General features: G+C 72.2%; 9 protein-coding genes and 1 pseudogene. 5 read left to right on the top strand and 5 right to left on the bottom strand.

Features of this window, described 5'->3' with window-relative positions; genetic code table 11:
• Positions 1 to 4: 4 nt before the first annotated feature.
• Positions 5 to 1,072: a succinyl-diaminopimelate desuccinylase gene (dapE, locus tag ACIBF7_RS36230; RefSeq protein ID WP_148029245.1), complete on the bottom strand. Its 1,068-nt coding sequence runs from the start codon at positions 1,070 to 1,072 to the stop codon at positions 5 to 7.
• Complete coding sequence (locus ACIBF7_RS36235) at positions 1,072 to 1,902, bottom strand: 2,3,4,5-tetrahydropyridine-2,6-dicarboxylate N-succinyltransferase (protein WP_372452409.1); 831 nt, start codon at positions 1,900 to 1,902, stop codon at positions 1,072 to 1,074. The genes dapE and ACIBF7_RS36235 overlap by 1 nt, the downstream gene beginning before the upstream one ends.
• On the opposite strand from ACIBF7_RS36235, the gene ACIBF7_RS36240 reads away from it, so the two are divergent.
• Positions 1,895 to 2,803, top strand: a complete 909-nt coding sequence (locus ACIBF7_RS36240; protein ID WP_271276307.1) for a hypothetical protein — start codon at positions 1,895 to 1,897, stop codon at positions 2,801 to 2,803. The genes ACIBF7_RS36235 and ACIBF7_RS36240 overlap by 8 nt on opposite strands.
• On the opposite strand, the gene ACIBF7_RS36245 is transcribed toward ACIBF7_RS36240, so the two are convergent.
• The 3 genes from ACIBF7_RS36245 to fdxA all read right to left on the bottom strand — a co-directional run bounded on the left by ACIBF7_RS36245 (position 2,804) and on the right by fdxA (position 5,101).
• The gene (locus tag ACIBF7_RS36245) at positions 2,804 to 3,478 is read right to left on the bottom strand and encodes a DUF4178 domain-containing protein (RefSeq protein ID WP_246639503.1); all 675 of its coding nucleotides are present in this window, start codon (positions 3,476 to 3,478) and stop codon (positions 2,804 to 2,806) included.
• 113 nt (positions 3,479 to 3,591) lie between these two features.
• Positions 3,592 to 4,662 carry a succinyldiaminopimelate transaminase gene (dapC, locus tag ACIBF7_RS36250; RefSeq protein ID WP_219543997.1) on the bottom strand — a complete coding sequence of 357 codons (1,071 nt, stop codon included), beginning with the start codon at positions 4,660 to 4,662 and terminating at the stop codon, positions 3,592 to 3,594.
• Positions 4,663 to 4,780: 118 nt separating this feature from the next.
• The gene (gene fdxA, locus ACIBF7_RS36255) at positions 4,781 to 5,101 is read right to left on the bottom strand and encodes a ferredoxin (RefSeq protein WP_148029241.1); all 321 of its coding nucleotides are present in this window, start codon (positions 5,099 to 5,101) and stop codon (positions 4,781 to 4,783) included.
• 105 nt (positions 5,102 to 5,206) lie between these two features.
• Here fdxA and ACIBF7_RS36260 point away from each other — a divergent pair, with 105 nt between their 5' ends.
• From ACIBF7_RS36260 to ACIBF7_RS36275, 4 genes and pseudogenes are all read left to right on the top strand, one after another.
• Positions 5,207 to 5,437: a hypothetical protein gene (locus ACIBF7_RS36260; protein ID WP_148029240.1), complete on the top strand. Its 231-nt coding sequence runs from the start codon at positions 5,207 to 5,209 to the stop codon at positions 5,435 to 5,437.
• Positions 5,438 to 5,454: 17 nt separating this feature from the next.
• Positions 5,455 to 6,516, top strand: a complete 1,062-nt coding sequence (locus ACIBF7_RS36265; protein ID WP_397199165.1) for an ABC transporter substrate-binding protein — start codon at positions 5,455 to 5,457, stop codon at positions 6,514 to 6,516.
• 101 nt (positions 6,517 to 6,617) lie between these two features.
• Positions 6,618 to 7,394 (top strand): methyltransferase domain-containing protein, encoded by a 777-nt coding sequence (locus ACIBF7_RS36270; protein WP_219543998.1) that lies wholly within the window; start codon positions 6,618 to 6,620, stop codon positions 7,392 to 7,394.
• A 136-nt stretch (positions 7,395 to 7,530) separates the two neighbouring features.
• Positions 7,531 to 8,460 (top strand): annotated as a pseudogene (locus ACIBF7_RS36275) (hypothetical protein); the annotation flags it as partial.

The raw sequence follows: 8,460 nt of genomic DNA on the forward strand, positions 1-8,460 counted from the left end.
ACTTTCACTGTTTCCGGCCCCCGGTGAGCCAGGCGCGCATCGCCCGCTCGCCCTCCACGATCTTCTCCAGCGTCACGTACTCGCCCTGCTGGTGTGCCAGATTGGGGTCGCCGGGGCCGTAGTTGACGGCCGGGACGCCCAGGTCGGAGAAGCGCGCCACGTCGGTCCAGCCCAGCTTGGCCCGCGGCGTGCCGCCGACGGCGGCGGTGAAGGCGGCGGCCACCGGGTGGGTCAGGCCAGGCCGCGCCCCGGGCGCCGCGTCCACGAACGCGACCTCGTACCCGTCGAACACCTCGCGCACGTGCGCCCGCGCCCGCTCGACCGTCAGGTCGGGGGCGAAGCGGTAGTTGACGGTGACCACGCACTCGTCGGGGATGACGTTGCCCGCCACGCCGCCGCGCACGCCGACCGCGTTCAGCCCTTCGTGGTACTCCAGCCCGTCGACCACCGGCCGCCGCGCCTCGTAGGCGTTCAGCCTGGCGAGCACCGGCTCGATGCCGTGGACGGCGTTGACCCCGAACCACGACCTGGCGCTGTGGGCGCGCTTGCCGGTGACCCGGATCTCGGCGCGCAGCGTGCCCTGGCAGCCGCCCTCGATGACCCCGTCGGTCGGCTCCATCAGCACGGCGAAGTCGGCCGCCAGCCAGCCGGGGTGCTCGCGGGCGACCCGGGTGAGCCCGTTGCGCGCGGCCTCGATCTCCTCGCAGTCGTAGAAGACGTACGTGACGTCGCGGACCGGGTCGGGCACCGTGGCCGCCAGCTTCAGCGCGACGGCCACCCCGGCCTTCATGTCGGAGGTGCCGCAGCCGTAGAGCAGGCCGTCCTCGACCCGGCTGGGCAGGTTGCCGGCGACGGGCACCGTGTCGAGGTGACCGGCGATCACCACCCGCTCGGCCCGGCCCAGCGTGGTGCGGGCCACGACGGTGTTGCCCGACCTGTCGACCTTCAGGTGCGGCAGCCCGGTCAGCGCCCGCTCGACCAGCCCGGCGAGGTGCTCCTCCGCGCCGCTCACGGACTCGATGTCGACGACGGCCGCCGTCAGCGTGCGGACGTCCTGCGTCAGGTCAAGCATCAGGTGTTCACTCCGTGTTCGCGCAGCACCTCGTTGAGCGCTGCCTTGTCGTGGCGCCGCCCCGGCTCCAGGCGCTTGAGCACCAGGACGCAGGGCAGCCCGAACGTCCCGCCGGGGTACTCCTTCTGGCGGGTGCCGCCCACCGCCACGCACCAGTCGGGGACGCGGCCGCGGGCCAGCTCCTCGCCGGTCTGGACGTCGACGACGGGCATGGACGCCGACAGGATCGTGCCGGCGCCGACGACGGCGCCGCGGCCCACCCGGGCGCCCTCCACGATCATCGCCCGGCTGCCGATCAGCGCGCCGTCCTCCACCACCACCGGCGCCGCGTTCGGCGGTTCCAGCACGCCGCCGATGCCGACCCCGCCGGACAGGTGGACGTCGGCGCCGATCTGGGCGCACGAGCCGACCGTGGCCCAGGTGTCGACCATGGTGCCCGGCCCGACGTAGGCGCCGGTGTTGACGAACGACGGCATCAGCACCACGCCCGGCGCCAGATAGGCGCCCCAGCGGACGATCGCGCCCGGCACCACCCTGACCCCGTCGAAGGAGGTCTTCAGCGGCACCCTGTCGTGGTGGTGGAAGTCGCCCACCTGCGACCTGGCCATGCCGAGCACCTTGAACGCCAGCAGGATCGCCCGCCTGGCCCGCTCGTCCACGACCACCTCGTCACCCGACGGCCACGCCACCCGCGCCTGCCCCCGGTCGAGCAGGTCCACGGCGGCCACCACCGCGGCGCGAGCCTCCGCGTCGGCCGGTGACAGCTCGGCGCGCCGCGCCCACAACCGGTCGATCGCCGGTGACAGGGTGCTCACTTCGGTCATGGCCACGGAGCCTATCCCGCCGGGTAGGTTCTACAGCGTGCACCTGCGCTTCTCACGGGGAGTCATCACCATCGCGGCGATCGTGCTGATCCTCGCGGTGGGCATCTCGTTCGGCGTCTACCAGTTGCTCAAGCGGGCGCCCAAGCCCCTGGCCGTCCCCGAGGCCCACTGCGTCGTGCGCACCCCCGGCGGCGATCGGGAGATGGACATCGAGCAGGCCCGGATCGCGGCCACCATCGCGGCCGTGGCCGCCCGGCGCAAGCTGCCGGAGCGGGCCGTGGTGATCGCGTACGCGACGGCGCTGCAGGAGTCCAAGCTCTACAACCTCGACTACGGCGACCGCGACTCGGTCGGCGTGTTCCAGCAGCGCGAGTCGCAGGGGTGGGGCACCAAGAAGCAGATCATGGACCCCGTCTACGCGACCGAACGCTTCTTCGCCGCCCTGGTCAAGGTCAAGGGCTACCGCAAGATGCCGGTCGCGGAGGCCGCCCAGGAGGTGCAGCGCTCGGCGGCCGGCTACGCCTACGGCCCCCACCAGGAGGAGGCCGAGATCCTCGCGGCGGCGTTCACCGGGCGCGTCCCGCGCGCCGTCCACTGCTGGTATCCGCCGGAGACGGGCCAGGCCGGCGATGCGCAGGCGAGCGGCGGCAAGGCGGGCGCCGAGCAGGCCGCCGCGCCCCGGCCCAAGACGGCCCAGGCCCGCCGCCAGCTCAAGCGGGCGCTCGGCAGCACCACCGTCACCGGCAGCAAGCGCGGCTGGCTGATCGCCGCCTGGTCGGTGGCGCACGCGCAGAAGTACGGGCTGAGCCGGGTGGAGTACGCCGGCGCCCGCTGGTCCAACGACACGCGGGTGGAAGGCTGGGTCGACGGCAGCGCGTCCGGCAGCCGGAAGGTCGAGCTGGCCTGACTAGGAGGAGGCGCGGCTGATGATGCCGATCGAGCCGGGCGGCAGCGGCTGCGCGTACGCTGCCGTCCACGCCTGGCCCTGCACCCGCTCGAACGACAGCAGCCGCCCGTCGGTCGACCGGTAGTCGGCGAAGTCGAGCAGCCCCCTGTCGGGCTTGCTCGTGCTGCCCTCCGACCGGAAGGCGGCGGTGCCCCGCTCCAGCGGGTGGAACTCGACGTCATCCATGATCAGGCTGCTCCGCGCCGGGACCATGCCCTGGGTGGGCACGTCGGTCCAGAGCAGCACCTCCAGGTGCGGCGGCTGGTCGGGGGTCTGGCCCTTGCGCATCTCGACCGTCAGCCACTGGACGCGGCGGGCGCCGTCGCGCAGGCGGTACTCGACCCACTGCTGGCCCTGCCACGACACGTACAGGGCGCCGAGCACGCGCACCGGCGACCCGAGAACCTCGATCTTGTCGCCGACCCTGAGCGTGCGCGGGTCGGTGTAGTCGATGCCGGCATGCCCGGCCGCCGCGACCGGCGCAGGTAGCGGGGGCTCGGCGGGAGCGACCTCGACCGGCTGCTCGACCGCCGTGCGGTCCTTCCTGTCCTGGCGCAGGGTGGCCAGGAACGCCCCAAGCAGGAGGAGGACGGTGGCGATGCTCAGCCCGAGAACGACCATGGAGGTCATGCTCATCGTACGGCTCGCTCCACTCGCGGTTCGCCTCGGCGAACGCCCGGTATCTACTTGTGTTGCTGTCTATCCGGCTCGCCCCTTCCGACGACGGGAGGGGCGTTTGAGGGGCGATCCTACTGGAGGCGGCGCACCGCCGCATCGATGCGTTCGTCAGTGGCCGTGAGCGCGACCCGGATGTGCCGCCCACCTGCCGGTCCGTAGAACTCACCGGGCGCGACCAGAATGCCGGTTTCGGAAAGCTTGCCGACCTGATCCCAGCAGTTCCGGCCGTCGGACGCCCACAGATAGAGCCCGGCCTCGGAGTGGTCGACGCGCCAGCCGGCCCGTTCCAGCGCCGGCCGCAGCAGGGCGCGGCGCGCGGCGTAGCGCTCGCGCTGCTCGTCGGCGTGGCGGTCGTCGCCCAGCGCGGCGGTCATCGCCGCCTGCGCGGGCTCGGGCATCAGCATGCCGGCGTGCTTGCGGATCTCCAGCAGGCGCTTGATCAGCGCGGGGTCGCCGGTGACGAAACCGGTGCGGTATCCGGCCATGTTGGACCGCTTCGACAGCGAGTGGACGGCGAGCAGGCCCTCGTGGGACCCCTCGCACACGTCCGGGTGCAGGATCGACACCGGACGCTCCTCCCAGCCGAGCTCGATGTAGCACTCGTCGGAGGCGACGATCGCGCCGCGCTCGCGCGCCCAGGCCACCACCTTGCGGAGGTGCTCCACGGGGAGCACCTTGCCGGTCGGGTTGCCCGGCGAGTTGACCCAGACGAGGTCGGCCTGCTGCGGGCCGAGCGCGAGCAGCCCGTCGGCGGCCGTGCCCGCGGCCCCCGCCAGCCTGGCCCCCACGTCGTAGGTGGGATAGGCCAGCTCGGGGAAGACCACCCGCTTGGCGCCGAGATAGGTCGGCAGCCAGGCGACGAACTCCTTGGAGCCGATCACCGGCAGCACGTCGCGCTGGTCGACCCGTACGCCGTGCCTGCGCGCCAGCCAGCCCGCGGCCGCCTGCCGCAGCGCCTGGGTCCCGTGGGTGAAGGGGTAGCCGGGGCTGTCGGCCGCCCGGGACAGCGCTTCCTGGACGAGCCCCGGCACCGGGTCCACGGGAGTGCCGACCGAGAGGTCGACGATGCCGCCGGGGTGCGCGCGGGCGCGCTCCTTGTACGGCTCCAGCCGGTCCCAGGGGAAGTCAGGCAGCTTGTTCACGGTTCTCCAGGCTCATACGTACGGGCTGGGACCGCGCACCCGCACGGCGGGCACGCGGCGCGTGCGGCAACGGCCTGCCGCCCCGCCGTGTGAGCGGCCCGCGCGCGGGCCGCTCCGGTTACTCGCTCTGCGGCGGGAGCGCCGCCACGACCGGGTGGTCCTTCTCGATCTTGCCGACCTTGGACGCGCCACCGGGCGATCCGAGGTCCTCGAAGAAGTCCACGTTGGCCTTGTAGAAGTCCTTCCACTGCTCGGGAAGGTCGTCCTCGTAGAAAATCGCCTCGACCGGGCACACAGGCTCGCACGCTCCGCAGTCGACGCACTCGTCGGGGTGGATGTAAAGCATGCGCTCGCCCTCGTAGATGCAATCGACGGGGCACTCCTCGATGCACGCCTTGTCCAGGACGTCCACGCAAGGCTGCGCGATGACGTAGGTCACCTCGAGCTCCTTCTTCTCCGCACCATGGCATGACTCTGACCGCGGTTTGCTACGCCCTAGTATTGCCGTGCCTGCCAGGCGACTGAAACGGAGGGTGGCAAACTCGTGGCCGCTCGCCTCGTGATCACTATCTCAGCATCCGACGTCGGAGCGCGCGTCACCACGCGCAGGCGGGTCCCGGAAGGGTTCAGAGACGCCGTCGGCACGCTCGAATCGTGGGAGGGCGGAGTGCTGCGCGTCCGCAAGCGCGACGGCACTCTCGTCGAGATCCCGGAGGAGACGCTGGTCGCGGGCAGGGTGGTTCCGGCCGCGCCTCCTCGACCTGGACGGAAGTAACGGTAAGTATTCATTGTGTGACCGTACGTACCTGCGCCGCCGTAGCCGCCATCCTCGCCAGCGCCGGATGCGGCGCGTCGCCGTCCGCTGAGCAGCCCGGCTCCGGGCCACCCGTCAACGTCCATGCCGCCTCGCTCAAAGAGGGCTTCGGCACCATGGAACGGCTGGTCCAGGCGGCCCAGAAGGAGGGCACGCTCACCGTCGTCGGGCTCCCCCGCGACTGGGCGAACTACGGCGAGATCATCGACGCCTTCGCCGAGGAGTACGGCATCGAGGTCAAGCAGCTCGAACCGGGGGCCAGCAGCCGCCGGGCGCTCGACACCGCCGCCAAGCTCAAGCCCGACGTGTTCGACCTCACCCTGGAGGAGGCGGTGGGCGCCGGCGGGCGGTTCGCGCCGTACAAGGTTCAGGGCTGGCTCGACGTGCCCGACCACGTCAAGGATCCGGCCGGCGCCTGGTACGCCGCCTACGGCGGCTACATGTCCATCGGGTACGACCCCCGCGCGGTGCCCGCCCCCGCCTCCTTCGCCGATCTGGCCAAGCCCGGGTACAAGGTGGCGCTCGACGGCGACCCCCTGCGCTCCCAGGCGGCGTTCTCCGGCGTGATGGCCGCCTCCCTACGGGCCGGCTCGCCGCAACCGCAGCAGGGGGTGGCGCTGTTCGCCAAGCTCAAGCAGGCCGGGCAGCTCACCAGTCCGGCCTCCGCCAACACCGTCGTGACCTGGGACCACGTCAACGCCGCCCGCGAGGCCCGTGACTCGGCCGCCTGGAAGGTGGTGATCCCGAGGGACGCGCCGCTCGGCGCCTTCCACGTGCAGGCGATCGACAAGGCCGCGCCGCACCCCGCCGCCGCCCGGCTGTGGCAGGAGTTCCTCTTCTCCGACCAGGGCCAGAACCTGTTCCAGAAGGGGTGGACGCGACCGGCGCGGGGCGAGGCGATGCTCATGCGCGGCACGCTCGACACCGAGCAGGCGAGCAAGCTGCCGAAGGCTCCCGGGCCGCCCGTGCTGCTGACGATCCCGCAGACCGACGCCGGGAAGACCTACGTGAAGAAACAGTGGGCAAAAAGCACGGGGTGATACCGGTGTGATCAGGTATGTCGCTGCGACAAACTGGCTCTAAAGTGAACCGACACTACGGCCACGGGGGCCCGATGTCTCACGATTGAGAGCTGATCGTCTTGCGATATGACACACCGGGCCTGGAGCGGTGGAACAGTCGCGCCTACGACAGCAGCTTCGGCTACGTCTCCACCCAGGGCGCGCCGCTGGTGGACCTGCTCGACCCGCAGCCGGGTGAGCGCGTCCTGGACCTCGGCTGCGGCACCGGCGTGCTGACCGCCCAGATCGCCTTCCGCGGCGCCGAGGTGCTGGGGATCGACGGGTCCTCCGCCATGATCGAGAAGGCGCTCGCGCAGTATCCGGGCATGAACTTCATCGTCGGCGACGCGCACGACTTCACCGTGGCCCGCCCGTACGACGCCGTCTTCTCCAACGCCGCGCTGCACTGGATGAGCCGCGACCCCGACGCCGTGATCGCCAGCGTGCGGGAGGCGCTGCTGCCCGGGGGGCGGTTCGTCGCCGAGATGGGCGGGGCCGGCAACTGCGCCGAGCTGACCACGGCGATGCTGACCGCCTGGCGCGAGCACGGGCTGCGCGAGCCTGAGCTGCCGTGGTACTTCCCCTCCCCCGCCGAGTACGCCCGGCGGCTGGAGTCCGAGGGTTTCGTCGTGCGGCTGCTGGAGTACTTCGACCGGCCCACGCCCCTGGAGGAGTGCCCTGGAGGGGCCGCCGACTGGGTGAGGATGTTCGCGTCCTCGGCGCTCGACGGGCTGGCCCCCGGCCTCGTCGATCCCCTGCTCCGGCGGGTGAACGAGCTCGCGGCGCCCGCGCTGCGCCGGGAGTCCGGCTGGATGGCCGACTACGTGCGCCTACGGTTTGCCGCCGTTCGGCGCTGATGCGTAGTGCAGGATGCGTAGGGCTGTTTTGCCGGACTATGGTCTCTTCAGTGGGTGGCGCGATGATGGCACCGCGACACGGCGTCGCATGGCCCGCGACGGCACGGCGGCGTGAGGGGCTGGTGAACGGAACGGGATGAATTTCTGCCTGAGCGACCTCGTACCACCGTTGAGGTGGAGCGACACGTCCACGATCACGCTGCTCACCGGGCAGCCGGGGCTGCCGGACGCCTGGTGGCGCAGCCTGCCCATGCCGCGGGTGCTCGCGGCCATCGGGCCCGAGTCGCTGGGTGAGCTGCTCACCGAGATCGCCATCGAGCACTGGCCCGCGGCCGCCGTGGGCGACGTGCTGCCGGCGCTGCACATGCTCGACCCGGACGAGGCCGACGAGCCGCACGTGGCGATCGCGCTCGACCGGGCCGGGTCGTGGCCCGGGCTGCTGGCGCTCACCAGCCGGGAGCTGAGGGACCAGCCCTTCGTCCAGGCCCGGCCGGTGCTGACGGCGCTGTTCTCCGCCGCCCTGGTGCGTCTGTCGCCGTCGTCCGGCGCCGCCCCGGGCGAGGGGACCGCCCGGCCGCTCGTCCGCGAGTCCGCCGGGGAACCCGCGTCCCTCCTCGCCGAACAGCCGGTGGACGAACCCGCGCCCCTCCCGGACAGCGCCACCCCCAGGGAACTCACCCCCGTCGACGACGCGGCCGAAAACGACCTCCAGGGCGACCCCGCGCAAGAGGACCGAACGCCTCACGGGGACCTCGCCCTTGACGAGGACCGGACGCCTCGCTCGGACCTCACCCTTGACGAGGACCGGACGCCTCACGCGGATCTCAGCCGCGACGAGGAGCGGACGCCTCGCGGGGACCGCACCCCAGAAGAGGACCCCGGCAAGGACCGCGCTCCCGAGGAGAACCGGGCGCCTCGCGCGGGGCTCAGCCCCGACGAGGACCGCGCCTCCAGCGAAGAGCACGACCTCGCGGACCGGGCTGGCGCCGACGCGGCCCGTACGGACGGCGACACCGCCGATGACGAGCGACCCGAGGCGGAGGTCCCCGCGTCCCACAGAGAGCTC

Origin of the sequence: Nonomuraea sp. NPDC050478, from assembly GCF_044458265.1 — a bacterium.
Lineage (GTDB): Bacteria > Actinomycetota > Actinomycetes > Streptosporangiales > Streptosporangiaceae > Nonomuraea > Nonomuraea ferruginea.